18 protein-coding genes, 1 tRNA gene, 3 other RNA genes and 1 riboswitch are annotated in these 18,172 nt (G+C 54.2%); of the genes, 13 read left to right on the forward strand and 9 right to left on the reverse strand.

The annotated features are described in order from the left end of the window. The first annotated feature begins 106 nt into the window (after window positions 1-106). The 6 genes from ABRZ26_RS01755 (at window position 107) to ABRZ26_RS01780 (ending at window position 2,274) form a co-directional block, all read left to right on the forward strand. Entirely contained in the window at window positions 107-574 is a 468-nt protein-coding gene (locus ABRZ26_RS01755) for a YchJ family protein (protein WP_319602532.1), read from the forward strand. Between the two features lie 86 nt (window positions 575-660). After that, window positions 661-1,509: a formyltetrahydrofolate deformylase gene (gene purU / locus ABRZ26_RS01760; protein WP_319602533.1), complete on the forward strand. Its 849-nt coding sequence runs from the start codon at window positions 661-663 to the stop codon at window positions 1,507-1,509. A gap of 165 nt (window positions 1,510-1,674) precedes the next feature. Then, window positions 1,675-1,759: transfer RNA gene (locus ABRZ26_RS01765), tRNA-Tyr, on the forward strand. A 43-nt stretch (window positions 1,760-1,802) separates the two neighbouring features. Continuing rightward, a non-coding RNA gene (locus tag ABRZ26_RS01770) (RtT sRNA) lies at window positions 1,803-1,931 on the forward strand. 44 nt (window positions 1,932-1,975) lie between these two features. Next, window positions 1,976-2,104, forward strand: a non-coding RNA gene (locus tag ABRZ26_RS01775) — RtT sRNA. A 43-nt stretch (window positions 2,105-2,147) separates the two neighbouring features. Next, window positions 2,148-2,274: non-coding RNA, RtT sRNA (locus ABRZ26_RS01780), on the forward strand. Here the strand turns inward: ABRZ26_RS01780 and ABRZ26_RS01785 are convergent. Then, complete coding sequence (locus ABRZ26_RS01785; RefSeq protein WP_319602534.1) at window positions 2,266-2,937, reverse strand: glutathione S-transferase family protein; 672 nt, start codon at window positions 2,935-2,937, stop codon at window positions 2,266-2,268. The genes ABRZ26_RS01780 and ABRZ26_RS01785 overlap by 9 nt on opposite strands. A 345-nt stretch (window positions 2,938-3,282) precedes the next feature. On the opposite strand from ABRZ26_RS01785, the gene ABRZ26_RS01790 reads away from it, so the two are divergent. Next, entirely contained in the window at window positions 3,283-4,194 is a 912-nt protein-coding gene (locus tag ABRZ26_RS01790; protein WP_319602535.1) for a LysR family transcriptional regulator, read from the forward strand. Window positions 4,195-4,388: 194 nt separating this feature from the next. On the opposite strand, the gene ABRZ26_RS01795 is transcribed toward ABRZ26_RS01790, so the two are convergent. Next, a complete protein-coding gene (locus ABRZ26_RS01795) occupies window positions 4,389-5,009 on the reverse strand; it encodes a trimeric intracellular cation channel family protein (protein WP_319602536.1) in 621 nt (206 codons plus the stop codon). Between the two features lie 21 nt (window positions 5,010-5,030). Further along, window positions 5,031-5,127: riboswitch (glycine riboswitch) on the reverse strand. A gap of 222 nt (window positions 5,128-5,349) precedes the next feature. On the opposite strand from ABRZ26_RS01795, the gene xthA reads away from it, so the two are divergent. Continuing rightward, complete coding sequence (xthA, locus tag ABRZ26_RS01800) at window positions 5,350-6,156, forward strand: exodeoxyribonuclease III (protein ID WP_319602537.1); 807 nt, start codon at window positions 5,350-5,352, stop codon at window positions 6,154-6,156. 106 nt (window positions 6,157-6,262) lie between these two features. Here xthA and ABRZ26_RS01805 read toward each other — a convergent pair whose 3' ends face one another. The 3 genes from ABRZ26_RS01805 to ABRZ26_RS01815 form a co-directional block, all read right to left on the reverse strand. Then, entirely contained in the window at window positions 6,263-6,553 is a 291-nt protein-coding gene (locus tag ABRZ26_RS01805; RefSeq protein ID WP_319602538.1) for a DUF1496 domain-containing protein, read from the reverse strand. Beyond that, window positions 6,550-8,472, reverse strand: coding sequence for a DNA topoisomerase III (locus tag ABRZ26_RS01810; RefSeq protein WP_319602539.1), 1,923 nt, complete (start codon window positions 8,470-8,472; stop codon window positions 6,550-6,552). Before ABRZ26_RS01810 ends, ABRZ26_RS01805 begins: the two co-directional genes overlap by 4 nt. Before the next feature lie 96 nt (window positions 8,473-8,568). Then, on the reverse strand, window positions 8,569-9,120 hold the full coding sequence (locus ABRZ26_RS01815) for an NAD(P)H nitroreductase (RefSeq protein WP_319602540.1): 552 nt from the start codon (window positions 9,118-9,120) through the stop codon (window positions 8,569-8,571). Between the two features lie 190 nt (window positions 9,121-9,310). Between ABRZ26_RS01815 and sppA the strand changes: the two genes are divergently transcribed. The 3 genes from sppA to pncA all read left to right on the forward strand — a co-directional run bounded on the left by sppA (window position 9,311) and on the right by pncA (window position 12,954). Continuing rightward, window positions 9,311-11,161: a signal peptide peptidase SppA gene (gene sppA / locus ABRZ26_RS01820; protein WP_319602541.1), complete on the forward strand. Its 1,851-nt coding sequence runs from the start codon at window positions 9,311-9,313 to the stop codon at window positions 11,159-11,161. Between the two features lie 107 nt (window positions 11,162-11,268). Then, window positions 11,269-12,288 carry an asparaginase gene (gene ansA, locus ABRZ26_RS01825; RefSeq protein ID WP_319602542.1) on the forward strand — a complete coding sequence of 340 codons (1,020 nt, stop codon included), beginning with the start codon at window positions 11,269-11,271 and terminating at the stop codon, window positions 12,286-12,288. An 18-nt stretch (window positions 12,289-12,306) separates the two neighbouring features. Continuing rightward, the gene (gene pncA / locus ABRZ26_RS01830) at window positions 12,307-12,954 is read left to right on the forward strand and encodes a bifunctional nicotinamidase/pyrazinamidase (RefSeq protein WP_319602543.1); all 648 of its coding nucleotides are present in this window, start codon (window positions 12,307-12,309) and stop codon (window positions 12,952-12,954) included. Between the two features lie 62 nt (window positions 12,955-13,016). Here pncA and ABRZ26_RS01835 read toward each other — a convergent pair whose 3' ends face one another. After that, window positions 13,017-13,289, reverse strand: a complete 273-nt coding sequence (locus tag ABRZ26_RS01835; RefSeq protein WP_319602544.1) for a YeaC family protein — start codon at window positions 13,287-13,289, stop codon at window positions 13,017-13,019. Between the two features lie 78 nt (window positions 13,290-13,367). Beyond that, window positions 13,368-13,790 (reverse strand): peptide-methionine (R)-S-oxide reductase MsrB, encoded by a 423-nt coding sequence (gene msrB / locus ABRZ26_RS01840; RefSeq protein WP_319602545.1) that lies wholly within the window; start codon window positions 13,788-13,790, stop codon window positions 13,368-13,370. 343 nt (window positions 13,791-14,133) lie between these two features. Here msrB and gapA point away from each other — a divergent pair, with 343 nt between their 5' ends. Both gapA and ABRZ26_RS01850 read left to right on the forward strand, forming a co-directional pair. Next, window positions 14,134-15,129 carry a glyceraldehyde-3-phosphate dehydrogenase gene (gene gapA, locus ABRZ26_RS01845; RefSeq protein WP_319602546.1) on the forward strand — a complete coding sequence of 332 codons (996 nt, stop codon included), beginning with the start codon at window positions 14,134-14,136 and terminating at the stop codon, window positions 15,127-15,129. A gap of 85 nt (window positions 15,130-15,214) precedes the next feature. Then, complete coding sequence (locus ABRZ26_RS01850; protein ID WP_319602547.1) at window positions 15,215-16,090, forward strand: D-hexose-6-phosphate mutarotase; 876 nt, start codon at window positions 15,215-15,217, stop codon at window positions 16,088-16,090. A gap of 49 nt (window positions 16,091-16,139) precedes the next feature. On the opposite strand, the gene ABRZ26_RS01855 is transcribed toward ABRZ26_RS01850, so the two are convergent. Together ABRZ26_RS01855 and ABRZ26_RS01860 are read right to left on the reverse strand one after the other, a co-directional pair. Continuing rightward, entirely contained in the window at window positions 16,140-16,994 is an 855-nt protein-coding gene (locus ABRZ26_RS01855) for an aldo/keto reductase (protein WP_319602548.1), read from the reverse strand. A 114-nt stretch (window positions 16,995-17,108) separates the two neighbouring features. After that, window positions 17,109-17,858, reverse strand: coding sequence for a MipA/OmpV family protein (locus ABRZ26_RS01860; RefSeq protein ID WP_319602549.1), 750 nt, complete (start codon window positions 17,856-17,858; stop codon window positions 17,109-17,111). Window positions 17,859-18,172 lie beyond the last annotated feature (314 nt).

The following is an 18,172-nucleotide window of genomic DNA, read 5'->3' on the forward strand; positions in this document are numbered from 1 at the left end:
ACATTGATACCTCCAGAGATTATTAGGTAACATATCGGCATCCTGATAAAGGATCCCACTATTATTTATCATTTTTTTTAAAATTAATTTTTTTTCAGGAGACGCAGTGTCGGAAATTTGCCCCTGTAACAGTGGATTACCCTATAGCGTATGCTGTCAGCCCTATCTCGGCAATCTCGTTGCCCCCGCCGACCCGGTTACCTTGATGCGCTCCCGCTATACGGCTTACGTCAAACAGGATGTGGATTACCTGATAGCGACCTGGCACCCCGACCATCAGCCGGAAAAATGGCGCGCAGCCATTCAGGAAAGCTGCCGGGATACGCGCTGGCAGGGACTGAATATTGTCGCGACCGCGCCGGGGAAAACGCCTGACGAAGGGTATGTGGAATTCGCCGCCCGCTATACCGCCACCACTGAGAAGCAACAGGCTGGATTAATGCGAGAACGCTCACGCTTCCTTCGCCATCACGATCGCTGGTACTATATGGACGGCATCCATCTGCAAACCGGCAGAAATGAGCACTGTCCGTGCGGTTCCGGCAAAAAATACAAAAAGTGTTGCGGACAGTAAAAACAGTGATAAACCGCGGTGAATTCCGGCACTGCGCAATATAAACATACGTACGCTATCAAGTTTTGGACAGGATCCACACGCCCATGCAACCCCAGAATACAGAAAGAAAAGTATTACGGACCATTTGCCCTGATGCTAAAGGGCTCATCGCAAAAATCACCAATATTTGCTACAAACACGAACTCAATATCGTACAGAACAATGAGTTTGTTGATCATCGCACCGGGCGTTTTTTCATGCGCACCGAGCTGGAAGGGATTTTTAACGACATCACCCTGCTGGCCGATCTCGACGGCGCGCTCCCTGAAGGCTCTGTTCGTGAACTGACGACCGCCGGCCGTCGCCGCATCGTCATATTGGTGACGAAAGAAGCCCACTGTCTGGGCGATCTGCTGATGAAAAGCGCATATGGCGGGCTGGATGTGGAAATTGCGGCCGTTATCGGCAACCACGATACGTTACGTACCCTGGTCGAGCGGTTTGATATTCCCTTCCATCTGGTCAGTCATGAAGGATTTACCCGCGAAGAGCACGATCAGCACATGATCGCCCAGATCGACCAATATCAACCGGATTTCGTCGTACTGGCGAAATATATGCGTGTGCTGACGCCGGCGTTCGTGCAGCACTACCCGAATCAGGTTATCAATATTCACCACTCATTCCTGCCGGCGTTTATCGGCGCCCGTCCGTATCATCAGGCCTATGAGCGCGGCGTGAAGATCATCGGGGCAACGGCTCACTACGTGAACGACAGCCTGGATGAAGGCCCGATCATCATGCAGGACGTGATCAACGTCGATCATACCTATACGGCCGACGACATGATGCGCGCCGGGCGTGATGTCGAGAAGAATGTATTAAGTCGCGCGCTCTACCGGGTGCTGGCTCAGCGTGTTTTTGTCTACGGCAACCGCACCATCATTCTTTAATTCGCCGCTGGCGCATCGCTGTATCCGTTAAATGTATAAGGATGCGCCATCTGGAATAAAAAATCGGCAAACGCATTCTTTTTTGATATATCAGGCTTTACAGGGGCGCAGCATTTGATATGATGCGCCCCGCTTGAAGCGAAAGCCTCATGCAGCAAGGCCAGTGGTGGGGTTCCCGAGCGGCCAAAGGGAGCAGACTGTAAATCTGCCGTCACAGACTTCGAAGGTTCGAATCCTTCCCCCACCACCACTTCAAAATACACTTCTGCATTAAATGCCAAAAAAATTACTTATAGATTCCCGTCAGGGGAAGGTGAGAACCTTCGACCAAGGTTCGACAAAACCGCAGGTTTTGCACAACGCGCCAGCGTTGGCCCGCAGGGCGAGCCGCGCAGCGGCGAGTCATCCTTCCCCCACCACCACTTCAAAATACACTTCTGAATCAAATCCCAAAAAAAATCACTTACAGATTCCCGTCAGGGGAAGGTGAGAACCTTCGACCAAGGTTCGACAAAACCGCAGGTTTTGCACAACGCGCCAGCGTTGGCCCGCAGGGCGAGCCGCGCAGCGGCGAGTCATCCTTCCCCCACCACCACTCCAAAATACTCTCCTGAATTAAATCCCAAAAAAATTACTTACAGATTCCCGTCAGGGGAAGGTGAGAACCTTCGACCAAGGTTCGACAAAACCGCAGGTTTTGCACAACGCGCCAGCGTTGGCCCGCAGGGCGAGCTGGCCTGACGGAACGTCTGTCGCTCACAACCTCACGCCGACATTCTCCAGGAAACTGTCAATACGGTTATCAACCTCAGCCTTCGTTTCTGCCCACGCCGGAACCGACTGAAGGAGATTGTCATGCCAGGCCATGAGGTTTGGATATTCCCGGAGATGAGGCTTTGAACGATCGATCTGGGAGAAAGGCCCCGCAATATCGAAATCAGCAAGGGTCAGAGCCTCACCAACCATGAACTTGCGGCCTTCAAGATGCTGATCGAGCACCTTCGCAGCAGCGCGAAACTTCTCCTCGGCGAACTCAATCACCGGTTCATTCTTCGGCAGGCCCATGACTGTCTTCCCAACCCGCTCGTCGAAGAGAGTGGTTGCAAAGATGCGCCATTGCTCACCCGACCAGAACATCCACTGAAGAACCTGAAACCGATCTTTCTCCGTGGTTCCGATCAGCGGAGAATTTACCTTATTAGCCAGATAAAGATTGATCGCAGCGGCTTCATAGAGAATGAAATCGCCATCTTCCAGAACAGGCGTCAAACCGTGGGGATTGAGACGCGATTTGAACTCATCAGTCTGGCTTTCTCCCTTAAATAGATCGACATTCACACGTTCAATTTCAACGCCCATTATCTTTGCCGCAGTGGTCACGCGACGCAAGCTGCCCGAGCCGGGATCGCCATAAATCTTGATCGTCATTACTTATTCCTTTCCGTTGGGAGCCCGTCACCGGGCGGTCAAACGAATACTCACATATTCTCATATAGAATGTCATTGACGTTAAATGAATACCGCCTATTCTTTATTTGAATAAATAGTGAGGGAATATTGGTGCCGAGTCGTAGTCGGAACAGTCAGCTCGACCAACACCCTATCGGGATAAAAGTGAGAAAACCGACGATGTTGTCGCCTATGCGCATTCGAAGGTGGGCCTGGGCCTGAAGCGGGTGATAAGCTATCCTTTCTCCCGCAAATCAACGCCATTAATCAATCAGGTAAAACCGGAAACCATTATGTCTTCGATTGTTCTGCGGAATGAAAGCGGTGGATAAATTAGATGCAATGCGGATGTTCGTGCGCATCGTCGAAAGTGGCAGCTTTTCGCAGGCGGCGCGAGACCTCAACGTCAGCCAGCCGACAGTCAGCAAACAACTTGCTGGGCTTGAAGCGCGGCTAGGTACGCAGCTTCTCGCGAGAAATTCCCGTACCCTTTCCGTGACGCCGGCAGGACAGGATTATTACGAGACCACCGTCCGCATCCTTCAGGAGATCGACTCCGCAGAAGAGCGGATACTTCAAGGGCAATCGACTCCCTCAGGGCTGGTACGCGTAACGCTCTCACCCGCCTTCGGGCGGATGTTCATTATTCCCCGGCTATCCGATTTCAGGAAACGTTTCCCCGATGTCGCAATCGAGATGGAGGTCTCCGGGCGGCACGTTGACCTTATTGAGGAGGGTATAGACGTTGCGGTGCGCATCGGTCGGCTTTCGGATTCAGCGCTCGTTGCCCGGCACATTGGCGATATGCAGATGATAACCCTGGCCTCCGCAAGCTATCTTGCTCAAAACGGCACACCGCAAACATTGGATGAACTGCGCAGCCACCAGTGTATCAGCTATGTTTACCAGGGCGATGTCACCGGGTGGGATTTCCACGTAGACGGCAGACAGGTCACGATCAACGGTACGGGAGCATTCCGCACAAATGACGCCGAGCATGTCCGCAGCGCGGTCATTGCAGGTCTCGGCATCGCTCATCACGCGAGTTGGTTGTTCACGGATGTGCTGGCCTCCGGTGAGGTCAGACAAATTCTGAATCAGTATGCGCCACAGCCCCTTCCTATCAACGCTGTGACAACTGCCGGACGGCGCATTCCATCCCGTGTGCGGGAATTCATCCATTTTCTCGCTGCCATTTGCGCCGAAGAGCCGGAATTAAAGATAGGCGACGGCTAGCCGTGATGGAGCGGATAATGCCGGATTAGCCCTGAGCCTGACGGTACAAAAAAGTCATTTTAACGTACAATATGTCCCTTTCTCGAAACGACGCCCTGCTGAATCAAATCCCAAAAAAATGACTTACAGATTCCCGTCAGGGGAAGGTGAGAACCTTCGACCAGGGTTCGACAAAACCGACCCAGCGCGACGGATTAACTCTTCCAACTCCCCGGAACGTAGGAAAAAACCGGAAGTTGCCATGACCAGCGGATCGCGGCTAAGCGCACCGACAAGCCAATGCTGAAAGAAACCAACAGATTGATATCATGATCCACGTTCAGCGCCTTCAACCCGAGGTACAGCAGCGCCACTAATAATGATACGCAGGCGTAAAGCTCTTTTTTCAAAACCATCGGAGTTCGATTACAAAAGATATCGCGCAGAATTCCGCCGAAAATACCCGTCACAATCCCTGACATCACCACCACCGTGATGGAGTAATTCAGCCCCTGGGCGACATTGCAGCCGATAATCGTGAAAGCAATCAGCCCCATGGCGTCCAGCACCAGGAACAGGCGATGCAAATGGTGCATCACGCGCGCAATGACGATGGTAAACAGACCGGCGCCGATCGTAAGGTAAATATAACCGGGATGTTGAGTCCAACCGATGGGATAATGACCAAGCAGAATATCGCGTACCGTGCCGCCGCCAAGCGCGGTGATAAAAGCGATCATACTGACGCCGAAAATGTCCATATTGCGACGCCCGGCCGCCAGTGCGCCAGACATTCCTTCCGCCGTGATCGCGATCAGATAGATATAGGTAAGCACAAAAAGTTTCCTGTGAAATGTGCCCCTCCCTCTGTCCGTTTACCTGAGAGTTTACGCCGCTGACGGCGCTTGCCCCTTCGGTGGGTTGTCGCAACAACCTCTCTCCAGTTGGCTTGAATGAAATTCGCAGTATGGGTGACCTGAGCGATTATGGGAGTTTGCGCCTTCGGCGGAGCGTCAATTGACGCGCTCTCTCCTGCGAATTGCGGAGTATACGGGCTCCGTCGCCGCCGTTCAACTCATCATGAACGAGTCCCGAAATCAGCTTCCCGCGCCGCCGTGACTCCCGGCATGGAAATCTGTTACCATCTGGAAACATTTTTATCGAACGGCAGCTAACATGAAAGTTGTTTCTTTTAATATCAATGGACTACGGGCGCGCCCTCATCAGTTGGCCGCCATTATCGAACAGCACCAGCCCGATGTCATCGGCTTGCAGGAAACCAAAGTCCATGACGATATGTTTCCGCTGGAAGACGTCGGCCAGTATGGCTATCACGTTTTTTATCATGGCCAAAAAGGCCACTATGGCGTCGCGCTGTTGTGTAAAAACCCACCGATAGCGGTGCGCCGCGGTTTCCCAACGGATGAGGAAGACGCGCAGCGGCGGATTATCATGGCGGATTTTGCGACCGAGCAAGGAACGCTTACCGTGGTGAACGGCTATTTCCCTCAGGGAGAAAGTCGCGATCATCCGATCAAATTCCCCGCTAAAACCCGCTTTTATCAAGATCTGCAAAACTATATCGAGCAGCACCATGCCGCCGATCAACCGTTGATTATTATGGGCGATTTGAATATCAGCCCGACCGACCTCGATATCGGCATTGGCGAGGACAGTCGTAAACGCTGGCTGCGCACGGGAAAATGCTCATTCTTGCCGGAAGAGCGCGAGTGGCTTGCCCGTCTGCAAAGCTGGGGCCTTGTCGATACGTTCCGGGCCGCCCACCCTGACTGTAACGATCGCTTTTCATGGTTCGACTACCGTTCCGCCGGCTTTGATGCCAACCGCGGTTTGCGTATCGATTTGATACTGGCGAGTCAGCCGCTGGCGGCGCGTTGCACCAATACCGGCATTGATTATGATATTCGGGCGATGGAAAAACCGTCCGATCATGCGCCGATATGGGCTGAGTTCGCGTTGTAATAACGAACAATCACCACTTCCCGAGGCGGTGGTTTAAGCTGACAAAAAAGGCGCAGCGCCGGCATACACCGCGGCTGCGCCTTTGAACCCCTTCAGTCAGCATTGATTACTGCTTAAGCGGTTGCCAAATCAGATCGTTGGTACCCACCGTCTGTTTATCCCGCACGCACTGGAGGATCGCGCCATCGACTTTCAACACCGCGCCTTCCGAATAGTTACGGTTCTCATACACGCAGCAGCGCAAACAATTGTTATTGCGTTCACGCGCGGCGGAACCCGAACTCCAGACCTCGGCAGGCACCGGCACCACGATGTCCGTCCCGCCGCGGTTCGCTAATACCACCGACGGCAACGCTAACGCCGCGCCCATCACCAACCAGCAAACCTGAGATTTCATTGATTCTGCTCCTTTACTTTGGGCTTGGCTTTACGCCGTTTTTTACTGTTCGCCTGAGGCGCGCTAATACCTTTGAACGCGCCCACGGCCCGGTTCTGCCTGGCCTGATGAATCAATTCCTGTAAAGAATGCGTCAGCGGCTGCATAAAATCCTGGTAACGACATTTTTTTTCGCTGATTTGCGTCAACGTCGCCTCCCAGTGCGCCGTCATATCCGGATGCGCGGCCATATCGGGCAGAGAGTGAATCAACGCCCGCCCCGCTTCGCTGGCATGGATATAACGCCCTTTCTTAAACAGGAAAGAACGCTTGAACAACAGCTCGATAATGCCGGCGCGCGTCGCTTCCGTCCCTAAACCATCGGTTGCCCGCAGGATTTTCTTGAGGGCTTTATCCTGCACGAAGCGCGCGATGCCCGTCATCGCCGACAACAGGGTCGCATCGGTAAAAGGACGCGGCGGCTGCGTTTGCCGCTCGACCACCTCGCCGCGCTCGCACAGCAGTTCATCGCCTTTGGCGACCACCGGCAGCGGCGAACCTTCATTCTCTTCATCGCGCTCTTTTCCCCCCAACAGCGTACGCCAGCCGGCTTCGGCCAGAAAACGCGCCTTGGCGACAAACTTCCCGCCGGCGATATCCAGATCGATCACGCATTTGCGGAATACGGCATCGGGGCAAAACTGCATGATGTACTGGCGGGCGATCAGCCCGTAGACCTTCTGCTCATTATCGGACAACGCCGCGTTCGCGCTGCGCGCCGTGGGGATAATCGCATGGTGGGCATCGACCTTGCCGTCATCCCAGCAGCGATTGCGCCGGTCGATATCCATCACCGGCTGAGGCAAGAGATCCGGCTGATGCACCGAAATCGCGTTCAGTACCGCTTGACGCCCGGCAAAATGCTCTTCCGGCAGATAGCGGCTATCCGAACGGGGATAGGTGATCAGCTTATGGGTTTCATAAAGCTTCTGACAAATATCCAGCACCTGCTGGGCGCTGAGCCCGAACCGCCTGGCGGCTTCAATCTGAAGCGTTGACAGCGAATACGGCAGCGGCGCGGTTTCTGATTCCCGTTTATCATTATAACCGGTCACCCACGCGGGCTGCCCGTCGATGCGCTTAACGACATGCTCCGCCAGGGCGCGGTGCAATAGGCGCCCTTCTTCATCCTGATAGGGTTCGCAGGACTCGCTCGGTTGCCAGACGGCGATAAACCGCTCCCCGGCCGGCGTTATGATGTGCGCTTTCACCTCGAAGTAATCTTTCGCAACAAAGTTCTCGATCTCTTCATCACGACGCACGACCAGCCCCAGCACCGGCGTTTGCACTCGTCCGACCGACAGCACGCCATCATAGCCGGCATTGCGCCCCAGGATGGTATACGCGCGCGTCATATTGATGCCATACAACCAGTCGGCGCGGGAACGCGCCAGCGCGGAGACGCATAACGGGATGAACTCCCTGTTTTCGCGCAGCCTGGCCACCGCGCGCTCCACCGCCTGCGGGTTCAGGTCATTAACCAGACAACGTCGCACCTGCTGACGTTTTTCTTCCGGCAGGGAAAGATATTCCAATACCTCGTCGACCAACAGTTGTCCTTCACGGTCGGGGTCTCCCGCGTGAATGATCTCGCTGGCGTCCGCCAGCAGTTTTTTGATGGTGTTGAGCTGTTTACTCACCGAGGGACGAGGCTGAAGCAGCCACTTCTGTGGGATAATGGGCAAGTCGGCCAATGACCAGCGCGCATAGCGCGCATCATAAACATCGGGTTGCGCCTGTTCGAGCAAATGCCCGACGCACCACGTCACGACATCGTGCTGCCCGCAGGCGATAAAGCCATCGCCGCGGCGATGCGGTTTCGGCAATACATCCGCAATCGCCCGGGCCAGACTGGGCTTTTCGGCAATAAAAAGTCGCATTACGCACCATTGCGCTGAAAGATCGTGGCCCTGCGCGCCGGAAGCATAACGCACCGCAAGCGCAGAGAGGGACGAAAGTTTTTCACTTGGCGCTTATCAGAAATAATGAACGAATTTTTCGACATCAGGCGGCGTCACATTAGCCGGCGCCTTCAATTGCGGCGTACCCAGATAGAGGAAACCGACGATCGCATCCTGTTCGCGGCAATTAAACGCCGCGCGCACCCGTTGATTATGCGTCCAGGCGCCGCTGCGCCAAATGCCGTTAAATCCCTGGGCCAGGGCCGCCATTTGCATCGCCTGAACGGCGCAGCCGGCGGAAACAAGCTGTTCCCAATGCGGCACCTTCGCATTTTTTTCGCAATGCGCCACCACGGTAATAATCAGCGGCGCGCGAAACGGCGCCTGCCGGGCTTTTTCGATACCGGCCTCATCCAGACCTTCCTGCTCCGCCGCTTGCGCCAGCAACGCACTGAAACGCGCCAGACCGTCATTGGCCAGCACGAAGAAGCGCCAGGGCTGTAAAGCGCCGTGATCGGGGGCGCGCATACCGGCGCGAATAATGTTGTTCAACGCCTCACCGGAAGGTGCCGGCGCCGTCAGGCGTGAAGCCGAACGGCGATTAAGTAACAGTTCGAGAGCATCCATCGCACATCTCCTGTATGGCAATCTGATTTTTATGGCAAGACACGATGCGCGCCAAGGTAGCATAAGTAGAAGTTTTGTTACAAGATAGCCCCACCCAAGCGCTGCCTGGGCATCATTTAATGCTGACTTTTTACTGCCCGCTTATTAGGATATTAGAATAATAAGCTGTTTTCCCGTTTCCGGAGATATCATGCGCACATTGTGGCGAATTTTTAGCGGCATTTTTAAGTGGACCTGGCGTCTGCTTAATTTTATCAGAGAGTTTATTCTCAATATTTTTCTTATCGCGCTTATTCTGGTTGGCGTCGGGATTTACACACAGTTCACGAGCGCCCCTACCGATATTACCCGTGGCGCCTTACTGGTGGATCTGACCGGCGTGGTCGTCGACCAGCCCTCCATGAACAATAAATTGCGGCAACTGGGACGGGAATTTTTCGGCGCATCCGGCAATCGCCGGCAGGAAAACTCCCTATTCGATATCGTCGACAGCATCCGTCAGGCCAAAACCGACGATAACATTACCGGTCTGGTGCTGGATCTGCGTGATTTTGCCGGCGCGGATCAGCCCTCTTTGCAATATATCGGCAAATCGCTGCGGGAATTCCGCGACAGCGGCAAGCCCATTTATGCCGTGGGCGATAGCTATTCCCAGGCGCAATATTATCTGGCCAGCTTCGCCAATACCATTGCCCTGACGCCGCAGGGCGAAGTCGACCTGCATGGTTTGGCCACCAACAATCTCTACTTCAAATCGTTGCTGGATAAACTGAAAGTCACCACCCATATTTTCAGAGTCGGCACCTATAAATCCGCCGTCGAACCCTACCTGCGAGACAACCTGTCCCCCGAAGCCAGGGAAGCCGACGGCCGCTGGATCAACACGCTCTGGCGACATTATCTGGTGACCGTCGCGGCGAACCGCCAGATTACGCCCGAACAATTGTTCCCCGGCGCGGCCGGCATCATTTCCGGCTTGCAGGCCGTACAGGGCGATACCGCCCGCTATGCGCTGCAAAACAAACTGGTTGATGAGGTCGCCTCCCGTTCGGTTATCGAACAAACGCTGATTAAAGCCTTTGGTTGGAATGACAAAACCAACAACTTTAATTTCACCAGCATTTATGACTACCAGCCTAAGCCTCCGGCGCCGAACAATAATCAGATTGCCGTGGTCTTTGCCAACGGCGCGATTATCGATGGTCAGGAAACGCCCGGCATGGTCGGCGGCGATACCACCGCCGCCCAACTGCGCGAAGCGCGTCTCGATCCCAAGATCAAAGCGGTTATCCTGCGCGTCAACAGCCCTGGCGGCAGCGTGACGGCATCGGAAATGATCCGATCGGAACTGATGGCGGTACGCCTTGCCGGCAAGCCGGTGGTGGTCTCCATGGGGGGAATGGCGGCATCCGGCGGGTACTGGATTTCAACGCCGGCCAATAGCATTATCGCCAGCCCCAGCACCCTGACCGGTTCTATCGGCATCTTCGGCGTGATCAATACGTTTGAAAACTCACTGGAAAGTATCGGCGTGCATACCGACGGCGTCGCCACCTCGCCATTGGCCGATCTGTCGGTAACCAAATCGTTATCGCCCGAGTTCAGTCAGATGGTTCAGCTGAGTATTGAGCGCGGATATAAGAACTTTATCGATATCGTGGCTCAGGCCCGTAAAAAGACGCCGGAGCAAATCGATCAGATTGCGCAGGGACACGTCTGGATCGGCAGCGATGCGAAAGAGAACGGATTGGTCGATCAGTTAGGCGATTTTGACGATGCGGTGAAGAAAGCCGCCGAACTGGCGAAACTGGGCCAATACCAGCTTAGCTGGTTCGAAGAACAACCGAGCCTGTTCGACGCCATGATGAATCAGATCAACGCGTCGGTGTATGCCTGGTTGCCGACCGCCGTTCAGGCGCTGCTGCCCGCTCCGGTGGCGCAGTTGACGCATGCGGTGCAGGCGCAGCCCTCCATCGCCAATCACCTCAACGATCCGCAGCACCGGTACGCGCTTTGCCTCACCTGCGGCGAGGTAAAGTAAAGCCGTAACCATACAGCCCGGCGTTCCCCTTTCGGGGGGAATATGCCGGGCTGCTTTTCCTTCGGGTTATCTCTATAATCCTGCTTTTATCTGATTAATTTTACCCCATGCAAAAAAAATCCATCTACGTTGCCTATACGGGCGGCACAATCGGCATGCAGCGCTCCGCTAACGGCTATATCCCGGTCTCCGGACATTTACAACAGCAACTGGCGCAGATGCCGGAGTTCCACCGTGCCGAAATGCCGGCATTCACCATTCATGAATATTCGCCGCTGATCGACTCCTCCGACATGAGCCCGGCCGACTGGCAGGCCATCGCGGATGACATTCAGCAAAATTATGACGATTATGATGGTTTTGTTATTTTGCATGGTACGGACACCATGGCGTTTACCGCATCGGCGCTATCGTTCATGCTGGAAAACCTGTCCAAGCCGGTGATTGTGACCGGATCGCAAATCCCTCTCGCCGAATTACGCTCCGATGGGCAAACCAATTTGCTTAATGCGCTGTATGTCGCCGCCAATCACCCGATCAATGAAGTCGCCCTTTTCTTCAATAACAAACTGCTGCGCGGCAACCGCACCACCAAAGCGCACGCGGATGGTTTTGACGCTTTCGCCTCGCCCAATTACCCGCCGCTGCTGGAAGCGGGTATTCATATTCGCCGGCTGGCGCCGTCGGCGGTCTGCGAGAATTGTCCGCCGCTGCGGGTACACGCCATTACGCCGCAACCTATCGGGGTGATTACCATTTATCCCGGCATTTCCGCCGATGTGGTAAGCAACTTTTTGCGTCAGCCGGTAAAGGCATTGATATTGCGCTCTTACGGCGTCGGCAATGCGCCCCAGAGTCCCGGTTTGCTGAATGAGTTGCGTCAGGCATCGGAACGCGGCATCGTGGTGGTTAACCTGACGCAATGCCTCTCCGGCCGGGTGAACATGGGTGGCTATGCCACCGGCAATGCCTTAGCCCAGGCCGGAGTGATCAGCGGTTTCGACATGACGGTGGAGGCGACGCTGACCAAATTGCACTATCTGCTGAGCCGGCAGGATCTTGAGCCAGAGAAAATCCGGCACCTGATGCAGCAAAATCTGCGCGGCGAATTGAGCGACAAAGACTAAATTAACCACGAGGTCACCATGAAGAAGGCGCTGTTGTTAATTGATTTACAAAATGACTTTTGCCCCGGCGGCGCACTGGCCGTCAGCGAGGGCGACCGCGTGATTGAACTGGCAAATCGCGCTATCGCGGCCTGCGTCGCTTCAGATGTCGCGGTCATCGCCAGCCAGGACTGGCATCCCGCCAATCATGGGAGTTTTGCCGTCAATGCCGGCAAACCGGTGGGTGAAACCGGCGAACTCGACGGCCTGCCCCAGGTCTGGTGGCCCGTACACTGCGTTCAGGGTCAACCCGGCGCGGAATTTCATCCAACGTTAAACCGACAGGCGATAACCTGGGTGGTGCGTAAAGGCACGCAGGCCCATATCGACAGCTACAGCGCATTCTTTGATAACGGGCATCGGGCGAAAACCGATCTGGATGACTGGCTGCGCGCCCATGCCGTCACCCATCTGACCGTCATGGGGATCGCCACCGACTACTGCGTCAAATTCAGCGTGCTGGACGCCCTCGCCCTGGGCTACCAAACGGAGGTGCTGGCGGAGGGATGTCGCGGCGTAAATCTTAATCCGCAGGATAGCCAGCATGCGCTGCGGGAAATGCAGCGAAAAGGGGCGAATCTAATCGATCTGGACACTTTCATTTCCAGCCTGCCCGCACCTCGCTAAGCGACCGCTCGACTTTGCCGCGGAATTGACGCGTCGCCGATATTGCCCGGCCGACTGGCCGCTCAGCGGGGATAAAGCTTCGCAATGGCTGGCGCAGTGAACTGCTGCTTCAGCTCTTGCTTGCTTTTCATCACGATCTCCCCGTCGCTGCCGATGGTCATATGCTCCGCCTCGGTGTTGTGACGTGCTTGCCACAGCATCACCATTTGCAGACAGTTTGCTTTCTGTTCCTCAGACAAGGAGACCCCGTCCGGCCACTTCCCTAACTCCACCGCCGTCGCCAGACGTTGGTAAATTTCCGGCGTCATGGCATCAATCAGGTCATCAAGTTGCATAGCCTCTTCCTGCACATTTTGCTGAAACGGTTAAGCTAATCATTCGCCACAAGCGGCGACATCTTCAAACTACCGGCATTAGCCGTCGATCCGCTTGCCGTCATCGGCATCGATAAAGCTTAATGACGCGGAATTGACGCAATAACGCTCGCCGGTAGTCTGCCGGGGGCCGTCAGGGAAGACATGCCCCAAATGCGCGTCGCAGTTGCCGCAGCGGATTTCAATACGGTGCATATTGTGAGAATCATCGTCGAGATAGCGGATGGCGTCAGGCGATACGGGTTGATCGAAGCTTGGCCAGCCGCAGCCTGAGTCAAATTTATTATCTGAATAGAACAGCGCTTTCTGACAACACAGGCAATGATAAATACCGGTGCGCTTGTTATGCAGCAGCTTGCCGGAAAAAGGCGGCTCCGTGCCGCTTTGCTGGGTGACATAGCGTTGTATTTCCGTCAATTCCGTCGCGTCTGCGGCGCTTTGCTGAGAGGATTTGCTAATCATAACGGCCTCGCTGGCACAGTCGGCAATCAAGTTATTCATTAATAATAACAAAAAATTAACAACTTTACAGGCCATTTTGGCTTAATATAATGAGCGTGGACAGGATGAGCATTTAATTGTGACATTCATCACAATTTCAGGCGGAATGAGCTTTATATGATACATAGCGCCCTATATCAGCCTTAAATGTTCTTTATTTACAGAGTCAGGTGGAATTTCGTTCAAAGGTTGGTCATAGGATTGACTTACAGCAACTATTGACACGATTCCGCTTGACGCTCAGCAAGGTTTTTGTAATTTTACAACCAACCTTTTATTCACTAACCAATATCTGGTGGAATATATGACTATCAAAGTAGGTATCAACGGTTTTGGCCGCATCGGCCGTATTGTTTTCCGCGCAGCGCAAGAGCGTTCTGACATCGAAATCGTTGCAATCAACGATCTGTTGGATGCCGATTACATGGCGTACATGCTGAAGTATGACTCTACTCATGGCCGTTTCAACGGCACCGTTGAAGTTAAAGATGGCCATCTGGTTGTTAACGGCAAAACTATCCGCGTTACCGCAGAACGTGACCCTGCTAACCTGAAATGGAACGAAGCGGGCGTTGACGTGGTTGCTGAAGCGACCGGTCTGTTCCTGACTGACGAAACCGCGCGTAAACACATCACCGCCGGCGCTAAAAAAGTGGTTCTGACTGGTCCGTCCAAAGACAGCACCCCGATGTTCGTCATCGGCGTTAACCACAAATCCTATGCTGGCCAGGACATCGTTTCCAACGCGTCTTGTACCACTAACTGCCTGGCGCCGCTGGCTAAAGTCATCAACGACAACTTCGGTATCGTTGAAGCGCTGATGACCACCGTTCACGCCACCACCGCAACTCAGAAAACCGTTGACGGCCCGTCTCACAAAGACTGGCGCGGCGGCCGCGGCGCATCCCAGAACATCATCCCGTCTTCTACCGGCGCAGCCAAAGCTGTAGGTAAAGTTATTCCTGAACTGAACGGTAAACTGACCGGTATGGCGTTCCGCGTTCCTACGCCGAACGTATCCGTTGTCGACCTGACCGCTCGTCTGGAAAAACCGGCTTCTTACAAAGAAATCTGTGCCGCTATCAAAGCAGCTTCAGAAGGTGAACTGAAAGGCGTTCTGGGCTACACCGAAGACGACGTTGTTTCTACCGATTTCAACGGTGAAAAACAAACTTCCGTGTTCGACGCTAAAGCAGGTATCGCGCTGAGCGACAACTTTGTGAAACTGGTTTCCTGGTACGATAACGAAACCGGCTACTCCAACAAGGTTCTGGATCTGATCGCGCACATCTCCAAATAAGTTCGAATGATGATTCAATGATGAAGGGCGGCCTCCGGCCGCCCTTTTTACTTGCTGATTAACAACAACCAAAATAGGCAACATCATGAATGACAAGATTTTCAAACTTCCCATCACCAAACAGATTACCCCGACCATCAGCCAGCGACAGTTGGAACAACTGCCGGCGATCGTGATTGAGCATCCTCAGGTTCGCGCCGCTATCGCCTTACAGGGCGCGCATCTGCTGAGCTGGCAACCTGCGAATGAAGCGCCGGTTCTGTGGCTGAGCGAGAATACCGCCTTCAGCGAGCATGTAGCGATTCGCGGCGGCATCCCTATCTGCTTCCCCTGGTTTGGCCCGTTTGCCCAACCTAGCCACGGCTTCGCCCGTCTGCTGCCGTGGGAGTTCACGTCCCATAGCGAAGACGAACAGGGCGTGGAGCTGGCTTTCACGCTGCGCGACTCGGCGCAAACCCGTGCGGCCTGGCCGCATGAATTTACCCTTATCGCACGCTTCAAGCTGGGTAAAACCTGTCATGTCGAGCTGGAAGCGCACGGCGACTACAGCATGACCAGCGCGTTGCATACCTATTTTCAAATTGGCGATATCGGCAAAATCAGCGTCAGCGGACTGGGTGAGCGGTTTATTGACAAGGTCAATCAGGGTCAGGTTTCCCAACAACAAGGGGAGCTGGTCTTTACCGGCCGTACCGATCGCATTTACACGCACGCGCAGGATATTAGCGTTATTAATGATCCGGAATTGCAACGCACGATTGAAGTGCAGCACACCCACTACAGCGACGTGGTGGCATGGAATCCCGGCGCCGAATTATCCCATACCATGAGCGATATGACCGATGAGGGCTATAAAACGTTTGTTTGCGTGGAGACGGCCCGGATTAATCGGACGTTAAACGCAACGGTGCAGTCCCCTGCCCGTTTAGCCACGCATATCCGCATCAAGAAGCCGGCATAATGAAAAATGGCGTGTGAACCCAGGTTCATACGCCATGATTTTCCGCGTCTTACACGACATCCAGCGGCTGTTTATGCTTCGGCGCTGGAAAAGCCTGATCCAACAAGAGCAGTTCATCCGCGTTAAGCTCAATATCCAGCGCCTGCGCATTCTCTTTAACATGCTGTTCCGAACCGGCTTTCGGTATGGCGATCACCTCAGGCTGACGGATAACCCAGGCAAGCAACACCTGAGCCGGCGTGATGCCATGCTGCCGGGCGATAGCGTTAATCACAGGATGCGTGAACAACCCATTGCGCAGCCGCCCCGCCTGGGCAATCGGACAATATGCCATCACCGGTACATGATGTTGCCGACACCAGGGCAGTAAATCAAACTCTATTCCGCGTGACGCCAGATGGTAAAGCACCTGATCGGTCATGCATTCCCGGCCGCCTTCCAGCGACCAGAGCGTCTGCATGTCATCGGTATCAAGGTTGGACACGCCCCAGCGGCCAATCTTGCCCGTCCGCTGTAGCCCCTGCATGGCGGCGATAGTATCCATCAACGGAATACCGCCGCGCCAATGCAGCAAATACAGATCGATATAATCGGTTTGCAGTCGTTCCAGACTCTGCTCACAGGCTTTCACCGCATTTTCGCCGCTCGCATTGTGAGGATAAACTTTGGAAACCAGATAGACCTCGTCGCGCCGCCCGCGAATCGCCTCGCCGACAACCCGCTCCGCCCCGCCGTCCGCATACATTTCAGCCGTATCGATCAGAATCAATCCCTGGTCAATACCGGCCTGCAACGCTTTCACTTCCTGCGCTTTTGTCTGTGGGTTTTCCCCCATGAACCAGGTACCCTGCCCGATAGCAGGCACCGTGGCGCCATCAGGAAAACAGACTTCTTTTATCGCCATGGTCAGTCTTCCTCCCGAAAAAGAGAGCGCGTCTTCAAACGCACCATTACAAGGCAAACAAATAGCAACGCCCCATTTTAGAGCATCGGATGCACGTTTAAGAACCGATTTGCCTTAGAACCGATAACTCACGCCGACGCTCATCGCCGCGCTATAGCTGCTATCGACAATCGGACTCTCCTTCACTTCATCCGACAACCGGGTATAACGGCCAACGGCCCAGGCGCTCCAGCTTGGATTTATTTGATAGTTGGCGCTCAACTCGACATACGGCGACCATCCATCGCCCGGCTGATAACGGCCAAAACCGGATCGGGCGGACTCCCCGCGGCTGACGCCATAATAATAGCGGTTCATATTCTCGCTGAACCAGGTGACGCCGAGCCCAGGCACCACCGTCAGATCGCCCGCCGTAAAGCGGTAAAGATAGGCGGTATCCCAGAGGAAGCCGTTGCTGTAATCCAGCGTATCGCCAGACAGAATGGTGCGAATCTCGCCCCAATCGGCAATATGCCGATAGGCGGCCCCGGCCATCAGCGTACCGCGTCTTTTATCCAATTGCCGCATCCGTTCGTCATCGTTGTCGCTCGGTTTAAGCCCTAACGGCAGGTAATACGCGCTCAGCGACAGCTTATTTTCTCCGTCATTCCATAAATAATAGCCGCCGCCCAACCCACGAAAATAGACGTTTTCGCTTTCGTAATTCAGCATCGGCAACGGATAAACGGCGTTATCGTCGCCTCGATAAACGGATGTCGCCCCTGCCGCGCCTAATCCCAGGGATACGTCGGCGGCATAGGCGGTCGGCAAGGCGGCGAGCGCCGATACCAGGGCGGATGACAGCAATATTTGCGATTTATTCACGGTTTTCGTTTCCTGTTTCGACAAACAGCGTTAAACACGATGACTCTGCGATTCACCGCTGTTCCTGGTTTAAATAAAAATAAGATAATCGAATAACTTATAGCAATATTATCTCTATTTCCCAAACCGCGGCGCCAGGCGGCCCGGACCGCCGCATCACGTGATATTACAGGTTATTGCCGAGAAGTGAGTCATTGAAATATCTTAAAAATATCTCCGCTGAGTAGAGGAAATTTTACGGATGCAAACTACGCTTTAATACAGAAGGCGAAGTTTTTCCGAGGCGGCGGTAATGGGTAAAACCATGATATTCT

Source organism: Brenneria sp. L4-2C (assembly GCF_040240335.1).
In the GTDB taxonomy this organism is placed as follows: domain Bacteria; phylum Pseudomonadota; class Gammaproteobacteria; order Enterobacterales; family Enterobacteriaceae; genus Brenneria.

Coding starts and splice junctions, on each gene's coding strand:
- purU (WP_319602533.1), top strand. CDS start 661: ATGCAACCCCAGAATACAGAAAGAAAAGTATTACGGACCATTTGCCCT.
- ABRZ26_RS01785 (WP_319602534.1), bottom strand. CDS start 2,937: ATGACGATCAAGATTTATGGCGATCCCGGCTCGGGCAGCTTGCGTCGC.
- xthA (WP_319602537.1), top strand. CDS start 5,350: ATGAAAGTTGTTTCTTTTAATATCAATGGACTACGGGCGCGCCCTCAT.
- ABRZ26_RS01805 (WP_319602538.1), bottom strand. CDS start 6,553: ATGAAATCTCAGGTTTGCTGGTTGGTGATGGGCGCGGCGTTAGCGTTG.
- ABRZ26_RS01810 (WP_319602539.1), bottom strand. CDS start 8,472: ATGCGACTTTTTATTGCCGAAAAGCCCAGTCTGGCCCGGGCGATTGCG.
- ABRZ26_RS01815 (WP_319602540.1), bottom strand. CDS start 9,120: ATGGATGCTCTCGAACTGTTACTTAATCGCCGTTCGGCTTCACGCCTG.
- sppA (WP_319602541.1), top strand. CDS start 9,311: ATGCGCACATTGTGGCGAATTTTTAGCGGCATTTTTAAGTGGACCTGG.
- ansA (WP_319602542.1), top strand. CDS start 11,269: ATGCAAAAAAAATCCATCTACGTTGCCTATACGGGCGGCACAATCGGC.
- pncA (WP_319602543.1), top strand. CDS start 12,307: ATGAAGAAGGCGCTGTTGTTAATTGATTTACAAAATGACTTTTGCCCC.
- ABRZ26_RS01835 (WP_319602544.1), bottom strand. CDS start 13,289: ATGCAACTTGATGACCTGATTGATGCCATGACGCCGGAAATTTACCAA.
- msrB (WP_319602545.1), bottom strand. CDS start 13,790: ATGATTAGCAAATCCTCTCAGCAAAGCGCCGCAGACGCGACGGAATTG.
- gapA (WP_319602546.1), top strand. CDS start 14,134: ATGACTATCAAAGTAGGTATCAACGGTTTTGGCCGCATCGGCCGTATT.
- ABRZ26_RS01850 (WP_319602547.1), top strand. CDS start 15,215: ATGAATGACAAGATTTTCAAACTTCCCATCACCAAACAGATTACCCCG.
- ABRZ26_RS01855 (WP_319602548.1), bottom strand. CDS start 16,994: ATGGCGATAAAAGAAGTCTGTTTTCCTGATGGCGCCACGGTGCCTGCT.